Consider the following 21,301-nt stretch of genomic DNA (forward strand, 5'->3'; position numbering starts at 1 on the left):
GTATGAAAAGCAATAAACATTCTCTGAAGTTAACTAAGCTGGCCTCAGCAATCAGAATGTCAAATCTGACATGTTTTGGAATGGTAGCTGGAATACTAAGCCCTTTGGTTCATGCTGCGCCACAGAATGGTGTAATTACCGTCGGCGCTGAAGATAGCAGTATAACTACGGTTGGTAATGTAACCACCATTACTCAAGGCCAAGATCTTTTAGCGATTGATTGGGATTCGTTTGATGTTGAGGAAGATGAGATAGTTAGTTTTCTGCAGTCAGAAAGCGATATTGCTATCAATAGAATTCTTGACGAAAGCGCAAGTACGATTCACGGGTCAATACAGGCAGATGGTCATGTTATTTTGGTGAACCCTCGGGGGGTTCTCTTCACGGAAACAGCGACAGTAAATGTAGGCGCACTCACTGTTTCTGGGCTTGCTATTGACCCGAGTGAATACTCGGATGAGGAATTTTTAAACACGGACTTCGTACTTGAAAGTGCCGGCGTTGATGGTCAAGCGGGCTTTGTTATTAATAGAGGCGTTATTAACGCATCTAGTGCAGTCCTCGTAGGTAAATACGTAGAGAACAGCCTTGGAGATACCTCTCTCGCTGACACAACCGGACTGATTCAAGCTGAGTTAGTGGTTTTAGCAGCAGGGGATGCAGCTGCTTTAACCTTTGACTCCGATGGGTTGATCGGAGTTGAGGTGACATCTGCTGTAGCGGAAAATACGCTAGGTGTTGAAAGTGCGGTGCTTAATAGTGGTTCTATTGAGTCTGCAACTGTCTTAATGGAAGCAAATGTATCTAGTGATTTATTCACTGCTGCCGTAAATAATGAAGGCTCTATTCAGGCTAGAGGTATTGATACCAGTGATGGAAAAATTCGTCTTTTTGGTTCTGGTGGGAGTGTTATTAACAGTGGAGACCTAGAGGTTTCTCTCCTATCTGACGGAGTAACTGAAGATGTCAATGCGCAACTTGAGGTTAACACGACAGATTCATTTGTTAATACTGGTTCTATCGAGGCTACTAATTTTTCATTCTTAGTGGGGCAGTCTGGCGAGGGCTCAGAAAACGAACTTGGTGATATAGAATTTTCTGGAACTGCGGTAATCACCGGTGGTGAAGGAGAAGATAAATATACGCTTTCATCCGAAGCTGAATATATTAGCTCCGGGGCTGTAGAGCATAGTTTTAGTGTTTCCAAGAGTGAGGATGATTCCGCCACTAGTATATCTTTTAGCGATATAGAAGTAGTAGATGCCGGCTCTAATAGTGGCGTTACTGATAAGTTAATTACCGCCACCCAGGCAGATTTAACCGGTGCTGAAAAAGAGCTTGTTAATAATGGGACTACTTTTCAGAATTTGGATGCGGTAGATTTTAGTAATACCACAACCGGCATTATTGCGGGTTCCAGCAGTAGTGATACTTTCGAGATCGTCAGCAGCTCGGAACTTATTGCTAACGATATCACTTTTACCGACTTTAATAGCACCATCGATGCGGGCGTCGAGTCGGATGCTAGTGATGCGGATATCCTGACTACCGCAACACAAGTAAATCTCACCGGTACTGCCAAAGAACTAATTAATACCGGTATCACTTTCCAAAATATGGATAGTGTGACGTTTACTGATAGCATAACAGGGGTAATCGTTGGTTCTGAGGAGAGTGATACCTTTACTCTGGTGAGTGACAGTGAAATCACTGCGAATGAGATTGCGTTTACCGGCTTTAATCGCGCTATTGATGCTAGTAGCAAAGGGGATGGTTCAGATACCGATATCCTACTGGGCACCGATGGAGTAGATGAGTTTGCCATTACCGATAGCGGTGATCTAGAAGTTGGTGGCAACCTTGTCTTTAGCAACCTGGAAATTGTTGATGCCGGTGCTGATAGCGGTGTTATAGATACTTTAACTACCGCAACACAAGTGGACCTCACCGGCACCGCCAAAGAGTTGATTAATACCGGCATTACTTTCCAAAACTTGGACAGTGTGGCGTTTAGCGATGCCACAACGGGCATTATTGCGGGCTCCAGTAACAGTGACACTTTCGAAATCGTCAGCAGCTCGGAACTTATTGCTAACGACATTACTTTTACCGACTTTAATAGCACCATCGATGCGGGCGTCGAGTCGGATGCCAGTGATGCGGATATCCTGACTACCGCAACACAAGTAGATCTCACCGGTACTGCCAAAGAACTAATTAATACCGGTATCACTTTCCAAAATATGGATAGTGTGACGTTTACTGATAGCATAACAGGGGTAATTGTTGGTTCTGAGGAGAGTGATACCTTTACTCTGGTGAGTGACAGTGAAATCACTGCGAATGAGATTGCGTTTACCGGCTTTAATCGCGCTATTGATGCTAATAGCAAAGGGGATGGTTCAGATACCGATATCCTACTGGGCACCGATGGAGTAGATGAGTTTGCCATTACCGATAGCGGTGATCTAGAAGTTGGTGGCAACCTTGTCTTTAGCAACCTGGAAATTGTTGATGCCGGTGCTGATAGCGGTGTTATAGATACTTTAACTACCGCAACACAAGTGGACCTCACCGGCACCGCCAAAGAGTTGATTAATACCGGCATTACTTTCCAAAACTTGGACAGTGTGGCGTTTAGCGATGCCACAACGGGCATTATTGCGGGCTCCAGTAACAGTGACACTTTCGAAATCGTCAGCAGCTCGGAACTTATTGCTAACGACATTACTTTTACCGACTTTAATAGCACCATCGATGCGGGCGTCGAGTCGGATGCCAGTGATGCGGATATCCTGACTACCGCAACACAAGTAGATCTCACCGGTACTGCCAAAGAACTAATTAATACCGGTATCACTTTCCAAAATATGGATAGTGTGACGTTTACTGATAGCATAACAGGGGTAATTGTTGGTTCTGAGGAGAGTGATACCTTTACTCTGGTGAGTGACAGTGAAATCACTGCGAATGAGATTGCGTTTACCGGCTTTAATCGCGCTATTGATGCTAATAGCAAAGGGGATGGTTCAGATACCGATATCCTACTGGGCACCGATGGAGTAGATGAGTTTGCCATTACCGATAGCGGTGATCTAGAAGTTGGTGGCAACCTTGTCTTTAGCAACCTGGAAATTGTTGATGCCGGTGCTGATAGCGGTGTTATAGATACTTTAACTACCGCAACACAAGTAGATCTCACCGGCACCGCCAAAGAGTTGATTAATACCGGCATTACTTTCCAAAACTTGGACAGTGTGGCGTTTAGCGATGCCACAACGGGCATTATTGCAGGTTCCAGTAACAGTGATACTTTCGAGGTCGTCAGCAGCTCGGAACTTATTGCTAACGACATCACTTTTACCGACTTTAATAGCACCATCGACGCGGGCGTCGAGTCCGATGCCAGTGATGCGGATATCCTGACTACCGCAACACAAGTAGATCTCACCGGTACTGCCAAAGAACTAATTAATACCGGTATCACTTTCCAAAATATGGATAGTGTGACGTTTACTGATAGCATAACAGGGGTAATTGTTGGTTCTGAGGAGAGTGATACCTTTACTCTGGTGAGTGACAGTGAAATCACTGCGAATGAGATTGCGTTTACCGGCTTTAATCGCGCTATTGATGCTAATAGCAAAGGGGATGGTTCAGATACCGATATCCTACTGGGCACCGATGGAGTAGATGAGTTTGCCATTACCGATAGCGGTGATCTAGAGGTTGGTGGCAGCCTTGTCTTTAGCAACCTGGAAATTGTTGATGCCGGTGCTGATAGCGGTGTTATAGATACTTTAACTACTGCAACACAAGTAGACCTCACCGGTACTGCCAAAGAGCTAATTAATACCGGCATTACTTTCCAAAACTTGGAAAGTGTGGCGTTTAGCGATGCCACAACGGGCATTATTGCAGGTTCCAGTAACAGTGATACTTTCGAGGTCGTCAGCAGCTCGGAACTTATTGCTAACGACATCACTTTTACCGACTTTAATAGCACCATCGACGCGGGCGTCGAGTCGGATGCCAGTGATGCGGATATCCTGACTACCGCAACACAAGTAGATCTCACCGGTACTGCCAAAGAACTAATTAATACCGGTATCACTTTCCAAAATATGGATAGTGTGACGTTTACTGATAGCATAACAGGGGTAATTGTTGGTTCTGAGGAGAGTGATACCTTTACTCTGGTGAGTGACAGTGAAATCACTGCGAATGAGATTGCGTTTACCGGCTTTAATCGCGCTATTGATGCTAATAGCAAAGGGGATGGTTCAGATACCGATATCCTACTGGGCACCGATGGAGTAGATGAGTTTGCCATTACCGATAGCGGTGATCTAGAAGTTGGTGGCAACCTTGTCTTTAGCAACCTGGAAATTGTTGATGCCGGTGCTGATAGCGGTGTTATAGATACTTTAATTACTGCAACACAAGTTGATCTCACCGGTACTGCCAAAGAGCTAATTAATACCGGCATCACTTTCCAAAATATGGACAGTGTGGCGTTTAGCGATGCCACAACCGGCATTATTGCGGGCTCCAGTAACAGTGATACTTTCGAGATCGTCAGCAGCTCGGAAATCACTGCAAACGAGATTAGCTTTACGGGCTTTAACAGCACCATCGACGCGGGTATCGAGTCGGATGCCAGTGATGCGGATACCTTGATTACCGCAACACAAGTAGATCTCACCGGTACTGCCAAAGAGCTAATTAATACCGGCATCACTTTCCAAAATATGGACAGTGTGGCGTTTAGCGATGCCACAACCGGCATTATTGCGGGCTCCAGTAACAGTGATACTTTCGAGATCGTCAGTAGCTCGGAAATCACTGCAAACGAGATTAGCTTTACGGGCTTTAACAGCACCATCGACGCGGGCGTCGAGTCCGATGCCAGTGATGCGGATACCCTGATTACCGCTTCTCAGGTAGATCTCACCGGTACTGCCAAAGAGCTAATTAATACCGGCATCACTTTCCAGAATATGGACAGTGTGGCGTTTAGCGATGCCACAACCGGCATTATTGCGGGCTCCAGTAACAGTGATACTTTCGAGATCGTCAGCAGCTCGGAAATCACTGCAAACGAGATTAGCTTTACGGGCTTTAACAGCACCATCGACGCGGGTATCGAGTCGGATGCCAGTGATGCGGATACCTTGATTACCGCAACACAAGTAGATCTCACCGGTACTGCCAAAGAGCTAATTAATACCGGCATCACTTTCCAAAATATGGACAGTGTGGCGTTTAGCGATGCCACAACCGGCATTATTGCGGGCTCCAGTAACAGTGATACTTTCGAGATCGTCAGCAGCTCGGAAATCACTGCAAACGAGATTAGCTTTACGGGCTTTAACAGCACCATCGACGCGGGCGTCGAGTCCGATGCCAGTGATGCGGATACCCTGATTACCGCTTCTCAGGTAGATCTCACCGGTACTGCCAAAGAGCTAATTAATACCGGCATCACTTTCCAGAATATGGACAGTGTGGCGTTTAGCGATGCCACAACCGGCATTATTGCGGGCTCCAGTAACAGTGATACTTTCGAGATCGTCAGCAGCTCGGAAATCACTGCAAACGAGATTAGCTTTACGGGCTTTAACAGCACCATCGACGCGGGTATCGAGTCGGATGCCAGTGATGCGGATACCTTGATTACCGCAACACAAGTAGATCTCACCGGTACTGCCAAAGAGCTAATTAATACCGGCATCACTTTCCAGAATATGGACAGTGTGGCGTTTAGTGATGCCACAACCGGCATTATTGCAGGTTCCAGCAACAGTGATACTTTTGAGGTCGTCAGCAGCTCGGAAATTACCGCAAACGAGATTAGCTTTACGGGCTTTAACAGCACCATCGACGCGGGCGTCGAGTCCGATGCCAGTGATGCGGATACCCTGATTACCGCTTCTCAGGTAGATCTCACCGGTACTGCCAAAGAGCTAATTAATACCGGCATCACTTTCCAGAATATGGACAGTGTGGCGTTTAGCGATGCCACAACCGGCATTATTGCGGGCTCCAGTAACAGTGATACTTTCGAGATCGTCAGCAGCTCGGAAATCACTGCAAACGAGATTAGCTTTACGGGCTTTAACAGCACCATCGACGCGGGTATCGAGTCCGATGCCAGTGATGCGGATACCCTGATTACCGCAACACAAGTAGATCTCACCGGTACTGCCAAAGAGCTAATTAATACCGGCATCACTTTCCAAAATATGGACAGTGTGGCGTTTAGCGATGCCACAACCGGCATAATTGCGGGCTCCAGTAACAGTGATACTTTCGAGATCGTCAGCAGCTCGGAAATTACTGCAAACGAGATTAGCTTTACGGGCTTTAACAGCACCATCGACGCGGGTATCGAGTCCGATGCCAGTGATGCGGATACCCTGATTACCGCAACACAAGTAGATCTCACCGGTACTGCCAAAGAGCTGATTAATACCGGCATCACTTTCCAAAACTTGGACAGTGTGGCGTTTAGCGATGCCACAACGGGCATTATTGCGGGCTCCAGTAACAGTGACACTTTCGAAATCGTCAGCAGCTCGGAACTTATTGCTAACGACATCACTTTTACCGACTTTAATAGCACCATCGATGCGGGCGTCGAGTCGGATGCCAGTGATGCGGATATCCTGACTACCGCAACACAAGTAGATCTCACCGGTACTGCCAAAGAACTAATTAATACCGGCATTACTTTCCAAAACTTGGACAGTGTGGCGTTTAGCGATGCCACAACGGGCATTATTGCGGGCTCCAGTAACAGTGATACTTTCGAGATCGTCAGCAGCTCGGAAATTACCGCAAACGAGATTAGCTTTACGGGCTTTAACAGCACCATCGACGCGGGCGTCGAGTCCGATGCCAGTGATGCGGATACCCTGATTACCGCAACACAAGTAGATCTCACCGGTACTGCCAAAGAACTAATTAATACCGGCATCACTTTCCAGAATATGGACAGTGTGGCGTTTAGTGATGCCACAACCGGCATAATTGCGGGCTCCAGTAACAGTGACACTTTCGAGATCGTCAGCAGCTCGGAAATTACCGCAAACGAGATTAGCTTTACGGGCTTTAACAGCACCATCGACGCGGGCGTCGAGTCCGATGCCAGTGATGCGGATACCCTGATTACCGCTTCTCAGGTAGATCTCACCGGTACTGCCAAAGAACTAATTAATACCGGCATCACTTTCCAGAATATGGACAGTGTGGCGTTTAGTGATGCCACAACCGGCATAATTGCGGGCTCCAGTAACAGTGATACTTTCGAGATCGTCAGCAGCTCGGAAATTACCGCAAACGAGATTAGCTTTACGGGCTTTAACAGCACCATCGACGCGGGTATCGAGTCTGATGCCAGTGATGCGGATACCCTGATTACCGCAACACAAGTAGATCTCACCGGTACTGCCAAAGAGCTAATTAATACCGGTATCACTTTCCAGAATATGGACAGTGTGGCGTTTAGTGATGCCACAACCGGCATAATTGCGGGCTCCAGTAACAGTGATACTTTCGAGATCGTCAGCAGCTCGGAAATTACCGCAAACGAGATTAGCTTTACGGGCTTTAACAGCACCATCGACGCGGGTATCGAGTCCGATGCCAGTGATGCGGATATCCTGACTACCGCAACACAAGTAGATCTCACCGGTACTGCCAAAGAACTAATTAATACCGGTATCACTTTCCAAAATATGGATAGTGTGACGTTTACTGATAGCATAACAGGGGTAATTGTTGGTTCTGAGGAGAGTGATACCTTTACTCTGGTGAGTGACAGTGAAATCACTGCGAATGAGATTGCGTTTACCGGCTTTAATCGCGCTATTGATGCTAATAGCAAAGGGGATGGTTCAGATACCGATATCCTACTGGGCACCGATGGAGTAGATGAGTTTGCCATTACCGATAGCGGTGATCTAGAAGTTGGTGGCAACCTTGTCTTTAGCAACCTGGAAATTGTTGATGCCGGTGCTGATAGCGGTGTTATAGATACTTTAACTACCGCAACACAAGTGGACCTCACCGGCACCGCCAAAGAGTTGATTAATACCGGCATTACTTTCCAAAACTTGGACAGTGTGGCGTTTAGCGATGCCACAACGGGCATTATTGCGGGCTCCAGTAACAGTGACACTTTCGAAATCGTCAGCAGCTCGGAACTTATTGCTAACGACATTACTTTTACCGACTTTAATAGCACCATCGATGCGGGCGTCGAGTCGGATGCCAGTGATGCGGATATCCTGACTACCGCAACACAAGTAGATCTCACCGGTACTGCCAAAGAACTAATTAATACCGGTATCACTTTCCAAAATATGGATAGTGTGACGTTTACTGATAGCATAACAGGGGTAATTGTTGGTTCTGAGGAGAGTGATACCTTTACTCTGGTGAGTGACAGTGAAATCACTGCGAATGAGATTGCGTTTACCGGCTTTAATCGCGCTATTGATGCTAATAGCAAAGGGGATGGTTCAGATACCGATATCCTACTGGGCACCGATGGAGTAGATGAGTTTGCCATTACCGATAGCGGTGATCTAGAAGTTGGTGGCAACCTTGTCTTTAGCAACCTGGAAATTGTTGATGCCGGTGCTGATAGCGGTGTTATAGATACTTTAACTACCGCAACACAAGTAGATCTCACCGGCACCGCCAAAGAGTTGATTAATACCGGCATTACTTTCCAAAACTTGGACAGTGTGGCGTTTAGCGATGCCACAACGGGCATTATTGCAGGTTCCAGTAACAGTGATACTTTCGAGGTCGTCAGCAGCTCGGAACTTATTGCTAACGACATCACTTTTACCGACTTTAATAGCACCATCGACGCGGGCGTCGAGTCCGATGCCAGTGATGCGGATATCCTGACTACCGCAACACAAGTAGATCTCACCGGTACTGCCAAAGAGCTAATTAATACCGGCATCACTTTCCAGAATATGGACAGTGTGGCGTTTAGCGATGCCACAACCGGCATTATTGCGGGCTCCAGTAACAGTGATACTTTCGAGATCGTCAGTAGCTCGGAAATCACTGCAAACGAGATTAGCTTTACGGGCTTTAACAGCACCATCGACGCGGGTATCGAGTCGGATGCCAGTGATGCGGATACCTTGATTACCGCAACACAAGTAGATCTCACCGGTACTGCCAAAGAGCTAATTAATACCGGCATCACTTTCCAGAATATGGACAGTGTGGCGTTTAGTGATGCCACAACCGGCATTATTGCAGGTTCCAGCAACAGTGATACTTTTGAGGTCGTCAGCAGCTCGGAAATTACCGCAAACGAGATTAGCTTTACGGGCTTTAACAGCACCATCGACGCGGGCGTCGAGTCCGATGCCAGTGATGCGGATACCCTGATTACCGCTTCTCAGGTAGATCTCACCGGTACTGCCAAAGAGCTAATTAATACCGGCATCACTTTCCAGAATATGGACAGTGTGGCGTTTAGCGATGCCACAACCGGCATTATTGCGGGCTCCAGTAACAGTGATACTTTCGAGATCGTCAGCAGCTCGGAAATCACTGCAAACGAGATTAGCTTTACGGGCTTTAACAGCACCATCGACGCGGGTATCGAGTCCGATGCCAGTGATGCGGATACCCTGATTACCGCAACACAAGTAGATCTCACCGGTACTGCCAAAGAGCTAATTAATACCGGCATCACTTTCCAAAATATGGACAGTGTGGCGTTTAGCGATGCCACAACCGGCATAATTGCGGGCTCCAGTAACAGTGATACTTTCGAGATCGTCAGCAGCTCGGAAATTACTGCAAACGAGATTAGCTTTACGGGCTTTAACAGCACCATCGACGCGGGTATCGAGTCCGATGCCAGTGATGCGGATACCCTGATTACCGCAACACAAGTAGATCTCACCGGTACTGCCAAAGAGCTGATTAATACCGGCATCACTTTCCAAAACTTGGACAGTGTGGCGTTTAGCGATGCCACAACGGGCATTATTGCGGGCTCCAGTAACAGTGACACTTTCGAAATCGTCAGCAGCTCGGAACTTATTGCTAACGACATCACTTTTACCGACTTTAATAGCACCATCGATGCGGGCGTCGAGTCGGATGCCAGTGATGCGGATATCCTGACTACCGCAACACAAGTAGATCTCACCGGTACTGCCAAAGAACTAATTAATACCGGCATTACTTTCCAAAACTTGGACAGTGTGGCGTTTAGCGATGCCACAACGGGCATTATTGCGGGCTCCAGTAACAGTGATACTTTCGAGATCGTCAGCAGCTCGGAAATTACCGCAAACGAGATTAGCTTTACGGGCTTTAACAGCACCATCGACGCGGGCGTCGAGTCCGATGCCAGTGATGCGGATACCCTGATTACCGCAACACAAGTAGATCTCACCGGTACTGCCAAAGAACTAATTAATACCGGCATCACTTTCCAGAATATGGACAGTGTGGCGTTTAGTGATGCCACAACCGGCATAATTGCGGGCTCCAGTAACAGTGACACTTTCGAGATCGTCAGCAGCTCGGAAATTACCGCAAACGAGATTAGCTTTACGGGCTTTAACAGCACCATCGACGCGGGCGTCGAGTCCGATGCCAGTGATGCGGATACCCTGATTACCGCTTCTCAGGTAGATCTCACCGGTACTGCCAAAGAACTAATTAATACCGGCATCACTTTCCAGAATATGGACAGTGTGGCGTTTAGTGATGCCACAACCGGCATAATTGCGGGCTCCAGTAACAGTGACACTTTCGAGATCGTCAGCAGCTCGGAAATTACCGCAAACGAGATTAGCTTTACGGGCTTTAACAGCACCATCGACGCGGGCGTCGAGTCCGATGCCAGTGATGCGGATACCCTGATTACCGCTTCTCAGGTAGATCTCACCGGTACTGCCAAAGAGCTAATTAATACCGGTATCACTTTCCAGAATATGGACAGTGTGGCGTTTAGTGATGCCACAACCGGCATTATTGCGGGCTCCAGTAACAGTGATACTTTCGAGATCGTCAGCAGCTCGGAAATTACCGCAAACGAGATTAGCTTTACGGGCTTTAACAGCACCATCGACGCGGGTATCGAGTCTGATGCCAGTGATGCGGATACCCTGATTACCGCAACACAAGTAGATCTCACCGGTACTGCCAAAGAGCTAATTAATACCGGCATTACTTTCCAGAATATGGATAGTGTGACGTTTACTGATAGCACAACAGGGGTAATCGTTGGTTCTGAGGAGAGTGATACCTTTACTCTGGTGAGTGACAGTGAAATCACTGCGAATGAGATTGCGTTTACCGGCTTTAATCGCACTATTGATGCTAATAGCAAAGGGGATGGTTCAGATACCGATATCCTACTGGGCACCGATGGAGTAGATGAGTTTGCCCTTACTGATAGCGGTGATCTAGAAGTTGGTGGCAGCCTTGTCTTTAGCAACCTGGAAACTGTTGATGCGCTTGGCGGAGCAGATACGCTCGAAGTCGATGAAGCTTATATAGACGACGGTGAAATTAATGGCATTCTATTCCTTAATTTAAGTGACATCGCTGCGAGCTACCTGTCGATTGGAGCAGATCAGTCAGGTGACTTTCATGTTCTTGGGAGTGGCCATATCGCATCAGATACCGATGGTGATCTGAGCAATGGATATGAATACAACTTCACGAGTGTGGAAAATGTAATAACTAATGGGTTTGCAAATAGTGTTACAGGCTATACCGGTGAGGATTGGATTGTTACAGCAGAAAATGCAGCAACTAATTACGAGATAAATTTTGAAGGTGTAACCCTTCTAATTGCTGACGATGCTGGAGTAATAGGCTTAGATGGTTATGGCTGGGCGCTGGCAAGTAGTGATAATCAGGTGGTCCATGCTGGAATTACTATTGCTGATGCCGGCACTGTGAGTGGCGGCAATGGTGCCCTCAGCAGTATCTATGATGACCACTACATCTTTAATGATGACGCCGACGAAGTGACCGTCGACAGCATGGTCTTCGCCGACCTCAGCAGCATCGCCGCCAGCGGCAGTGCCGACAGTGTCAGCGGCGGCGCCAACTACGGCTGGAGCCTGACCGCCACCGACAACCAAGTGGTGCACAACGGCGTCACCATCACCGGCGCCGAAGCCCTGAGCGGTGGCGACGGCAGCCTGAGCAGCAGTGAAACCGACAGCTACAGCTTTAATGATGACGCCGACGAAGTGACCGTCGACAGCATGGTCTTCGCCGACCTCAGCAGTATCGCCGCCAGCGGCAGTGCCGACAGTGTCAGCGGCGGCGCCAACTACGGCTGGAGCCTGACCGCCACCGACAACCAAGTGGTGCACAACGGCGTCACCATCACCGGCGCCGAAGCCCTGAGCGGTGGCGACGGCAGCCTGAGCAGCAGCGAAACCGACAGCTACAGCTTTAATGATGACGCCGACGAAGTGACCGTCGACAGCATGGTCTTCGCCGACCTCAGCAGCATCGCCGCCAGCGGCAGTGCCGACAGTGTCAGCGGCGGCGCCAACTACGGCTGGAGCCTGACCGCCACCGACAACCAAGTGGTGCACAACGGCGTCACCATCACCGGCGCCGAAGCCCTGAGCGGTGGCGACGGCAGCCTGAGCAGCAGCGAAACCGACAGCTACAGCTTTAATGATGACGCCGACGAAGTGACCGTCGACAGCATGGTCTTCGCCGGCCTCAGCAGCATCGCCGCCAGCGGCAGTGCCGACAGTGTCAGCGGCGGCGCCAACTACGGCTGGAGCCTGACCGCCACCGACAACCAGGTGGTGCACAACGGCGTCACCATCACCGGCGCCGAAGCCCTGAGCGGTGGCGACGGCAGCCTGAGCAGCAGTGAAACCGACAGCTACAGCTTTAATGATGACGCCGACGAAGTGACCGTCGACAGCATGGTCTTCGCCGACCTCAGCAGTATCGCCGCCAGCGGCAGTGCCGACAGTGTCAGCGGCGGCGCCAACTACGGCTGGAGCCTGACCGCCACCGACAACCAAGTGGTGCACAACGGCGTCACCATCACCGGCGCCGAAGCCCTGAGCGGTGGCGACGGCAGCCTGAGCAGCAGTGAAACCGACAGCTACAGCTTTAATGATGACGCCGACGAAGTGACCGTCGACAGCATGGTCTTCGCCGGCCTCAGCAGCATCGCCGCCAGCGGCAGTGCCGACAGTGTCAGCGGCGGCGCCAACTACGGCTGGAGCCTGACCGCCACCGACAACCAAGTGGTGCACAACGGCGTCACCATCACCGGCGCCGAAGCCCTGAGCGGTGGCGACGGCAGCCTGAGCAGCAGCGAAACCGACAGCTACAGCTTTAATGATGACGCCGACGAAGTGACCGTCGACAGCATGGTCTTCGCCGGCCTCAGCAGCATCGCCGCCAGCGGCAGTGCCGACAGTGTCAGCGGCGGCGCCAACTACGGCTGGAGCCTGACCGCCACCGACAACCAAGTGGTGCACAACGGCGTCACCATCACCGGCGCCGAAGCCCTGAGCGGTGGCGACGGCAGCCTGAGCAGCAGTGAAACCGACAGCTACAGCTTTAATGATGACGCCGACGAAGTGACCGTCGACAGCATGGTCTTCGCCGGCCTCAGCAGCATCGCCGCCAGCGGCAGTGCCGACAGTGTCAGCGGCGGCGCCAACTACGGCTGGAGCCTGACCGCCACCGACAACCAAGTGGTGCACAACGGCGTCACCATCACCGGCGCCGAAGCCCTGAGTGGTGGCGACGGCAGCCTGAGCAGCAGCGAAACCGACAGCTACAGCTTTAATGATGACGCCGACGAAGTGACCGTCGACAGCATGGTCTTCGCCGACCTCAGCAGCATCGCCGCCAGCGGCAGTGCCGACAGTGTCAGCGGCGGCGCCAACTACGGCTGGAGCCTGACCGCCACCGACAACCAAGTGGTGCACAACGGCGTCACCATCACCGGCGCCGAAGCCCTGAGCGGTGGCGACGGCAGCCTGAGCAGCAGCGAAACCGACAGCTACAGCTTTAATGATGACGCCGACGAAGTGACCGTCGACAGCATGGTCTTCGCCGACCTCAGCAGTATCGCCGCCAGCGGCAGTGCCGACAGTGTCAGCGGCGGCGCCAACTACGGCTGGAGCCTGACCGCCACCGACAACCAAGTGGTGCACAACGGCGTCACCATCACCGGCGCCGAAGCCCTGAGCGGTGGCGACGGCAGCCTGAGCAGCAGCGAAACCGACAGCTACAGCTTTAATGATGACGCCGACGAAGTGACCGTCGACAGCATGGTCTTCGCCGACCTCAGCAGCATCGCCGCCAGCGGCAGTGCCGACAGTGTCAGCGGCGGCGCCAACTACGGCTGGAGCCTGACCGCCACCGACAACCAAGTGGTGCACAACGGCGTCACCATCACCGGCGCCGAAGCCCTGAGCGGTGGCGACGGCAGCCTGAGCAGCAGTGAAACCGACAGCTACATCTTTAATGATGACGCCGACGAAGTGACCGTCGACAGCATGGTCTTCGCCGACCTCAGCAGCATCGCCGCCAGCGGCAGTGCCGACAGTGTCAGCGGCGGCGCCAACTACGGCTGGAGCCTGACCGCCACCGACAACCAAGTGGTGCACAACGGCGTCACCATCACCGGCGCCGAAGCCCTGAGCGGTGGTGACGGCAGCCTGAGCAGCAGCGAAACCGACAGCTACAGCTTTAATGATGACGCCGACGAAGTGACCGTCGACAGCATGGTCTTCGCCGACCTCAGCAGCATCGCCGCCAGCGGCAGTGCCGACAGTGTCAGCGGCGGCGCCAACTACGGCTGGAGCCTGACCGCCACCGACAACCAAGTGGTGCACAACGGCGTCACCATCACCGGCGCCGAAGCCCTGAGTGGTGGCGACGGCAGCCTGAGCAGCAGCGAAACCGACAGCTACAGCTTTAATGATGACGCCGACGAAGTGACCGTCGACAGCATGGTCTTCGCCGACCTCAGCAGCATCGCCGCCAGCGGCAGTGCCGACAGTGTCAGCGGCGGCGCCAACTACGGCTGGAGCCTGACCGCCACCGACAACCAAGTGGTGCACAACGGCGTCACCATCACCGGTGCCGAAGCCCTGAGTGGTGGCGACGGCAGCCTGAGCAGCAGCGAAACCGACAGCTACAGCTTTAATGATGACGCCGACGAAGTGACCGTCGACAGCATGGTCTTCGCCGACCTCAGCAGCATCGCCGCCAGCGGCAGTGCCGACAGTGTCAGCGGCGGCGCCAACTACGGCTGGAGCCTGACCGCCACCGACAACCAAGTGGTGCACAACGGCGTCACCATCACCGGCGCCGAAGCCCTGAGTGGTGGCGACGGCAGCCTGAGCAGCAGCGAAACCGACAGCTACAGCTTTAATGATGACGCCGACGAAGTGACCGTCGACAGCATGGTCTTCGCCGGCCTCAGCAGCATCGCCGCCAGCGGCAGTGCCGACAGTGTCAGCGGCGGCGCCAACTACGGCTGGAGCCTGACCGCCACCGACAACCAAGTGGTGCACAACGGCGTCACCATCACCGGCGCCGAAGCCCTGAGCGGTGGTGACGGCAGCCTGAGCAGCAGCGAAACCGACAGCTACAGCTTTAATGATGACGCCGACGAAGTGACCGTCGACAGCATGGTCTTCGCCGACCTCAGCAGCATCGCCGCCAGCGGCAGTGCCGACAGTGTCAGCGGCGGCGCCAACTACGGCTGGAGCCTGACCGCCACCGACAACCAAGTGGTGCACAACGGCGTCACCATCACCGGCGCCGAAGCCCTGAGTGGTGGCGACGGCAGCCTGAGCAGCAGCGAAACCGACAGCTACAGCTTTAATGATGACGCCGACGAAGTGACCGTCGACAGCATGGTCTTCGCCGACCTCAGCAGCATCGCCGCCAGCGGCAGTGCCGACAGTGTCAGCGGCGGCGCCAACTACGGCTGGAGCCTGACCGCCACCGACAACCAAGTGGTGCACAACGGCGTCACCATCACCGGCGCCGAAGCCCTGAGCGGTGGCGACGGCAGCCTGAGCAGCAGTGAAACCGACAGCTACAGCTTTAATGATGACGCCGACGAAGTGACCGTCGACAGCATGGTCTTCGCCGGCCTCAGCAGCATCGCCGCCAGCGGCAGTGCCGACAGTGTCAGCGGCGGCGCCAACTACGGCTGGAGCCTGACCGCCACCGACAACCAAGTGGTGCACAACGGCGTCACCATCACCGGCGCCGAAGCCCTGAGCGGTGGTGACGGCAGCCTGAGCAGCAGCGAAACCGACAGCTACAGCTTTAATGATGACGCCGACGAAGTGACCGTCGACAGCATGGTCTTCGCCGACCTCAGCAGCATCGCCGCCAGCGGCAGTGCCGACAGTGTCAGCGGCGGCGCCAACTACGGCTGGAGCCTGACCGCCACCGACAACCAAGTGGTGCACAACGGCGTCACCATCACCGGCGCCGAAGCCCTGAGTGGTGGCGACGGCAGCCTGAGCAGCAGCGAAACCGACAGCTACAGCTTTAATGATGACGCCGACGAAGTGACCGTCGACAGCATGGTCTTCGCCGACCTCAGCAGCATCGCCGCCAGCGGCAGTGCCGACAGTGTCAGCGGCGGCGCCAACTACGGCTGGAGCCTGACCGCCACCGACAACCAAGTGGTGCACAACGGCGTCACCATCACCGGTGCCGAAGCCCTGAGTGGTGGCGACGGCAGCCTGAGCAGCAGCGAAACCGACAGCTACAGCTTTAATGATGACGCCGACGAAGTGACCGTCGACAGCATGGTCTTCGCCGACCTCAGCAGCATCGCCGCCAGCGGCAGTGCCGACAGTGTCAGCGGCGGCGCCAACTACGGCTGGAGCCTGACCGCCACCGACAACCAAGTGGTGCACAACGGCGTCACCATCACCGGCGCCGAAGCCCTGAGCGGTGGCGACGGCAGCCTGAGCAGCAGCGAAACCGACAGCTACAGCTTTAATGATGACGCCGACGAAGTGACCGTCGACAGCATGGTCTTCGCCGGCCTCAGCAGCATCGCCGCCAGCGGCAGTGCCGACAGTGTCAGCGGCGGCGCCAACTACGGCTGGAGCCTGACCGCCACCGACAACCAAGTGGTGCACAACGGCGTCACCATCACCGGCGCCGAAGCCCTGAGCGGTGGCGACGGCAGCCTGAGCAGCAGTGAAACCGACAGCTACAGCTTTAATGATGACGCCGACGAAGTGACCGTCGACAGCATGGTCTTCGCCGGCCTCAGCAGCATCGCCGCCAGCGGCAGTGCCGACAGTGTCAGCGGCGGCGCCAACTACGGCTGGAGCCTGACCGCCACCGACAACCAAGTGGTGCACAACGGCGTCACCATCACCGGCGCCGAAGCCCTGAGTGGTGGCGACGGCAGCCTGAGCAGCAGCGAAACCGACAGCTACAGCTTTAATGATGACGCCGACGAAGTGACCGTCGACAGCATGGTCTTCGCCGACCTCAGCAGCATCGCCGCCAGCGGCAGTGCCGACAGTGTCAGCGGCGGCGCCAACTACGGCTGGAGCCTGACCGCCACCGACAACCAAGTGGTGCACAACGGCGTCACCATCACCGGCGCCGAAGCCCTGAGCGGTGGCGACGGCAGCCTGAGCAGCAGCGAAACCGACAGCTACAGCTTTAATGATGACGCCGACGAAGTGACCGTCGACAGCATGGTCTTCGCCGACCTCAGCAGTATCGCCGCCAGCGGCAGTGCCGACAGTGTCAGCGGCGGCGCCAACTACGGCTGGAGCCTGACCGCCACCGACAACCAAGTGGTGCACAACGGCGTCACCATCACCGGCGCCGAAGCCCTGAGCGGTGGCGACGGCAGCCTGAGCAGCAGCGAAACCGACAGCTACAGCTTTAATGATGACGCCGACGAAGTGACCGTCGACAGCATGGTCTTCGCCGACCTCAGCAGCATCGCCGCCAGCGGCAGTGCCGACAGTGTCAGCGGCGGCGCCAACTACGGCTGGAGCCTGACCGCCACCGACAACCAAGTGGTGCACAACGGCGTCACCATCACCGGCGCCGAAGCCCTGAGTGGTGGCGACGGCAGCCTGAGCAGCAGCGAAACCGACGGCTACAGCTTTAATGATGACGCCGACGAAGTGACCGTCGACAGCATGGTCTTCGCCGACCTCAGCAGCATCGCCGCCAGCGGCAGTGCCGACAGTGTCAGCGGCGGCGCCAACTACGGCTGGAGCCTGACCGCCACCGACAACCAAGTGGTGCACAACGGCGTCACCATCACCGGCGCCGAAGCCCTGAGTGGTGGCGACGGCAGCCTGAGCAGCAGCGAAACCGACAGCTACAGCTTTAATGATGACGCCGACGAAGTGACCGTCGACAGCATGGTCTTCGCCGACCTCAGCAGCATCGCCGCCAGCGGCAGTGCCGACAGTGTCAGCGGCGGCGCCAACTACGGCTGGAGCCTGACCGCCACCGACAACCAAGTGGTGCACAACGGCGTCACCATCACCGGCGCCGAAGCCCTGAGTGGTGGCGACGGCAGCCTGAGCAGCAGCGAAACCGACGGCTACAGCTTTAATGATGACGCCGACGAAGTGACCGTCGACAGCATGGTCTTCGCCGACCTCAGCAGCATCGCCGCCAGCGGCAGTGCCGACAGTGTCAGCGGCGGCGCCAACTACGGCTGGAGCCTGACCGCCACCGACAACCAAGTGGTGCACAACGGCGTCACCATCACCGGCGCCGAAGCCCTGAGTGGTGGCGACGGCAGCCTGAGCAGCAGCGAAACCGACAGCTACAGCTTTAATGATGACGCCGACGAAGTGACCGTCGACAGCATGGTCTTCGCCGACCTCAGCAGCATCGCCGCCAGCGGCAGTGCCGACAGTGTCAGCGGCGGCGCCAACTACGGCTGGAGCCTGACCGCCACCGACAACCAAGTGGTGCACAACGGCGTCACCATCACCGGCGCCGAAGCCCTGAGCGGTGGCGACGGCAGCCTGAGCAGCAGTAATAGTGACGACTTCACTATTAGTAGTGAGGGTGGCGCTGCTTTGGTTACAGTCGACAATATGGAGTTTTCTGCGCTGTTTAGCATTGCAGCATCGGGAACCTCAGACTCGATTATTGGCACAGAAAGTATTAGTAGTGAGAGTTGGACCTTAGGTCAAAATCAGGGCGATATCGCTATCACGGGTATCGACTTCAGCGGCATTGAAATGGTGGATGCTGACAACGCAATTGTTGATGCAGCAACCTATGACCAGTCGGATGTATTTGAGCTAAGTAAGTTAGGGCAAGAACTGAAGGTTCGCGGAATTACTTTCAGCTCGGTTTCCCAAGTAGCTGCTGGCACAAGTGTTGGCGACCAAATTTCAAGTGATGCAACTAGTTGGCAACTCAGCGGTGTGAATGGCGAAGTCACAGTTAACGATGTTGAGTTTAGTGGTATAGATGCAGTTGCAACTAATAATGCTCAATTACTTGGTACTGGGGCTGATGACACTTTTGAGCTAACTGATAATGGGCTTGAGTCAGCAGGTATTTCTTTTACCGGAATTGATTCGGTTACAAGTTATGATGGTGCGGATAAGTTAATTGGTACTTCAGGTAATGATCAATTTACCCTCTCTTCTGAGGGGGATATCAGCGTTGCAGGTATCAATTTTACAGGCCTGGAAATACTTGATGCCGGGACTGGAGATGATACGGTAATCGCGGATGGAGCAACCTGGACTTCTAGCGTCAATGATAATTCGCTAGTAAGCGGCGGCGCTGTGGCTACGGTTAATAGTATTTCTGTTGAGTTTGATAATCTAGAGCTTGTTGAGGGCGCCGGTGTTTATGTTGGCCAAGATGTTGCTAGTGAGTACGTATTTAGCAGCTTGGATACGATGACTGTAGGCGGGGTAACCTTTGCTGGTTTGGAGAGTTTATCTGCTGGTAGTGCTGAAGATTCGCTTTATGGCGCTAATGTGGATGCAAACTGGGATATAACGGCCTCGCAAAATAGTGTGTCGACAAGCGAGAAGTCACTTTCATTTAGCGGTATAGAATATATTTATGCTGGTACTGGAGTGGATATCTTCAATTTGTCTGGGGGGCAGCTTAACGGTATAGACAGTGGAGAAGGCGACGATGCAGTAACGCTTTCTGGCACTACTATCGATAGTATTTCGCTAGGTGACGGTGACGACTATTTACAGGTGGATACTGCGGGAGATCATGCTGTTGCACTTTCCGGCGGCTCTGGAAACGATTCCTTCCAGTACAATATGTCCGACGATGTTTGGCAGATTTTCTCTACAGGAAATAGTGTAGGTAATTACGATTTCTCTGAATTTGAGCTGCTTGATAACACCGCGAGTAATTTATCTCTGGAAACAGACTTGAGTTTTGATTTTGTCGATGGTGGCGATTACTCTGGTCCATTTAATAGTGACGGGGCGGGATTATCTTTCCATTCTAGTGGCATGCGATTGGGCTACGATGGCACTGGAGATATTAGTGTGGTGAGCAGTTCGAGCGGCACTATCGGAGGTGTGCTGAAAGCAAATCGTGCAGAGCTTACCGTTGCTGGAGAAGTAGACATTGAATCTGATGTTGGTGTTCTTGGGATAGCGACCTCTGGTCCTGATGTTGATATAACTGTACTGGCTCAAGAGGACCTGGTAATTGATGAAATCGATGCTGGGCGAGGTAACGTACAGCTGGCGAGCTTAGGCTTTGGGGCACTTACTGCTGAAACCTACGGAGATACACATATTACGGCAGCCAATGTCACTCTGGGAACGGATACAGAACTTTGGAGTGTGATTGGTAGTGAGTTGATACCTCTGCGTATGGATGCAACTCAGAACGTTGAAATCGTTTCTATTTCTTATTACGAACCGGAATTTATAAGCCAGGTGCCAAGCTTTACGAGTAAGGGTGATGAACTCCAATCTATCGCTGGCGCCCAAGCGGCTCAAGGCCTCAGGTCTGCGGTGCAAAATAGTGTGGAGGACTTCACGCAATTAGATCCTGCAATTTTCAGTGCTGTTAACCCATATACGAGTGGCGTGGATGCGGTAAATTCCCCGGAGATGCGATTGAAATCTGGGGAGCTGCAACCGGCGGCGGCAGCAGTAGAGGGTGTACCTGAAGCGAACTCTGATTTTGATGCGGTGCTAGATGAAGGAGCTTCAGACTCAACAGCAGATCAATCTGATCACATAGGGCTTTCGGGCAATGCGGGCATGTAATAAGGTTAATT

General features: G+C 53.0%; 1 protein-coding gene. It reads left to right on the top strand.

Going from position 1 to position 21,301, the window contains the following annotated elements:
• Positions 1 to 56: 56 nt before the first annotated feature.
• The gene (locus ACJJI4_RS22170) at positions 57 to 21,290 is read left to right on the top strand and encodes a filamentous hemagglutinin N-terminal domain-containing protein (protein WP_444926491.1); all 21,234 of its coding nucleotides are present in this window, start codon (positions 57 to 59) and stop codon (positions 21,288 to 21,290) included.
• The last annotated feature ends 11 nt before the right edge of the window (positions 21,291 to 21,301 follow it).

The sequence above is a fragment of the Microbulbifer maximicatervae (SeqCode) genome (genome assembly GCF_052467305.1).

Coding starts and splice junctions, on each gene's coding strand:
- ACJJI4_RS22170 (WP_444926491.1), top strand. CDS start 57: ATGTCAAATCTGACATGTTTTGGAATGGTAGCTGGAATACTAAGCCCT.